2 protein-coding genes are annotated in these 3104 nt (G+C 39.5%); both read left to right on the forward strand.

Annotated features, from left to right (window positions below):
- Nucleotides 1–353 precede the first annotated feature (353 nt).
- Nucleotides 354–1826 carry a hypothetical protein gene (locus tag BUA53_RS20810; protein WP_072837317.1) on the forward strand — a complete coding sequence of 491 codons (1473 nt, stop codon included), beginning with the start codon at nt 354–356 and terminating at the stop codon, nt 1824–1826.
- 1 nt (nt 1827) lies between these two features.
- A complete protein-coding gene (gene truA, locus BUA53_RS20815; protein ID WP_072837318.1) occupies nt 1828–2592 on the forward strand; it encodes a tRNA pseudouridine(38-40) synthase TruA in 765 nt (254 codons plus the stop codon).
- Nucleotides 2593–3104 lie beyond the last annotated feature (512 nt).

A 3104-nucleotide genomic window follows, 5' to 3' on the forward strand; every position in this document is an offset into this window, starting at 1 on the left:
AACATTAAAAAGTGTCAACCTATTTTGGAACTACACACGTGCTACTTTAATTATGTAACGCCTATGTACCGCCTTTGTGCCGCCTTTGTAACGGCTTTGAAACGGGTCTTTAAAGAGGCGGTATAAAGGCGCTGCATACCTTTAAAAAAGCTTGTTCATAACAGAAGTTATATAGTATTCCCCCTTTTTCATAGGGCAGTTGGTTATACAACTCCTCAAAAAATCACCGCTTTATTGGGTTTCATTTTTCACTCTCCCTGTTTTTAGGTTTACTTTAATCCCTTAGTATGCCATTTTACATTTAGCTTCATGCCAACACAGGTGTACAAGGTTTTCCATTAATTTTGAGATACATGAAAAGATTGCTCCTTTCTTCTTTTTTCTTTTTTGCAATTCATTCCGTATTCGCTCAACAGCAATACTTTATATACCTGGAATCTGAAAATGGGATTCCATTTTATGTTAGAATGGGAGATAAGATCTATAGCTCATCCTCACCTGGTTACCTGATATTCCCCAATCTTTCAGATAGTAGTTATACAATGTTTATCGGAGTGCCTTCTTTAGGAGGCAAAGAAGCAAGATTTCAATTACAGGTGCAGGGTAACGATCATGGATATTCTATAAAAACCGGGGGCAATGAACTTGAATTGACTGACATCGAAACGCTGGCTGCAATAAGTCCCGTTCATATGCCAGGTTCGGCCAATGTAACCTATGAGCCAAGAAAAGATGCCTTCAGCTCTATGCTTGCCAAAGCCTCCAGTGATTCCAGTTTATTAATGGTTCCTGTCTTTTCAAAGTCTGAATCGGTAGCAGAGGTAAAAAAAGATGTTATTAAGAAAAAGGATAAGGAAGCTTCCAGGGTAGAAGAAAAGCCTGCAAATGAACCTGTCACTGTTCAAACTTTACAGCCATCAACAGTCGCTGACATATCAGGAAGTAGTACATCTGCTTCAGTAGCAACAATTGATACAACGGTCAAACATGATGATAGTGTAGCAATAGCATCTACCAGCATGAAGCAAACTGAAACAGTGCCTGTGACTACAGAAAATACAGATGCTGTAAACAAAACAGAATCAAAGATTCAAGGAGGGTTGGCTCAAAGTGAGGCAATATCGGAACCAGCGGGCAGTAATGGGCAGGGGCAAACAGGAGAATCATTTGAAAGATCTGTTATCAAAAAATATTCTGAAAGTTCCACCTCTGAAGGTTTTGGCTTGGTCTATTTTGATAAAAATGGAGACCAGGTAGATACCATCCGCCTGTTGATACCTAATCCAAAGATTATCTTCAGTCAGCCTGATACCAGTAAAAAGCAGGAGGTGGTATTTATGGATGTAAAAAAAGAAGCAGAACCTGTTAATGAGGGTATAAAAGAAAAGTCGCCCGTTAAAGTTCCAGTAGCTGAAGACGATAAACGCAATTCCCCAGATACATTACTGGCTAATCAGACAAAAGAAGAGCAGGTTAAGAAAGAGCCCGCAAAAGAAGAAAGGGCGGTAGGAGGCATTATACCTGCCAAACCAAAATGTCGGTCCCAGGCTTCCGAAAGCGATTTCTTTAAGTTGCGTAAGAATATGGCCAGTGAAGAATCGGATGAAATGATGGTTGAACAGGCTATGAAGTCTTTTAAGAGTAAATGTTATACAACAGAACAGGTGAAATACCTCAGTTCCTTATTCCTTACATCAGCCGGCAAATATCTTTTCTTTGATGCAGCTTATATGCATGTTTCAGATCGTGAAAATTTCCCTTCCCTGCAATCGGAGATCAAAGACGATTATTATTCCAGAAGGTTTAAGGCTTTAATCGGCGAATAGTATGCCCCGGTATTTTTTAGAATTGGCTTATAAGGGAACCGCCTTTAGTGGTTTCCAGGTACAGGAGAATGCCGTTACTATCCAATCAGAGGTAGAAAAGGCTTTCCAGGTGCTTCATAGGGAGGAAGTGAAGTTTACAGGCTCCTCCAGAACTGATACTGGTGTGCATGCCCTCCAAAACTTTTTCCATTTTGATTTTGATGGAGCCATTAACCCACAGTTTGTCTACAAGATGAATGCTATACTGTCGGGGGATATAGCAATCAGGAATCTTTTCCTTATGCCTGACGGGGCTCACTGCCGGTTTGATGCCCTAAGCCGTGAATATGTTTACCGTATTCACCGGTTCAAAGATCCTTTTGCGCAGGGCACTTCCTATTTCTTTCCTTATAAGCTCGATTTTGGGCTCATGGAGCAGGCAGCGGCCATGGTAAAGGATCAAACTAATTTCTTTGCATTCTGCAAGACCAATACACAGGTAAAAAATTTTAATTGCCGTATCAATGTGAGTCAATGGATAAGAGAAGGAGAGGAGGTGGTTTATAATATAGAAGGCAATCGATTCTTAAGAGGTATGGTGCGGTTGCTTACGGCGTCCATGTTGAAAGTGGGCAGGCAGCAATTATCCTTACAGGATTTTGAAAGTTTTTTTCATAATGAAGTTAAATGCGGTTATTCGGTGCCTGCCAAAGGTTTGTTTTTAAAGAGGGTGGCATTTTCCGAAAATTATTTTCCTGCGCCGGGCTTGCATTTAAAAGCTATTTAGCAATTATTTTTTCAAATGATTTGGAATGAATAACCAATGCCCCGTATCTTTGCATCCGCTCTTTAAAAATCGGTCATGAATAACGCCAGAATGTAAAATGCTTTTACATTTTTTTAGCAATAGGATTGTAAATTAATTTGTTGGTAATCAAATACTTACTTATCTTTGCATCCGCTTTTTGATCGAACGGTTCACGGTAAAATCACACAAATTTCCTTCACAGTTTTTTGTGAAATATAAGTCTGAAAAATTTGGCTTGAATAGTAAAGTAACCGTATCTTTGCAGTCCGAAAAAAAACAAGGTTTTAGTAGTTCTTTAGATAACATTTCAGGTGAGGCGATAGGGCCTTATAAGATTCGATTTCTTATCATCTGGCAGAAGTTTTCCTTTATTATTCTTTCGGGGGTAGTTGTGGGAAGCAAGTTCTTTGAAAGTTTGGAAGCAACAGCAAGCGCAGGTCTCTTTTAGTGAGGGATCTGCAACTCAAAAGGTAAGTCAAGCGAATAAAATT

Origin of the sequence: Flavisolibacter ginsengisoli DSM 18119 (assembly GCF_900129295.1) — a bacterium.
GTDB lineage: Bacteria > Bacteroidota > Bacteroidia > Chitinophagales > Chitinophagaceae > Flavisolibacter > Flavisolibacter ginsengisoli.

Coding starts and splice junctions, on each gene's coding strand:
- BUA53_RS20810 (WP_072837317.1), top strand. CDS start 354: ATGAAAAGATTGCTCCTTTCTTCTTTTTTCTTTTTTGCAATTCATTCC.
- truA (WP_072837318.1), top strand. CDS start 1,828: ATGCCCCGGTATTTTTTAGAATTGGCTTATAAGGGAACCGCCTTTAGT.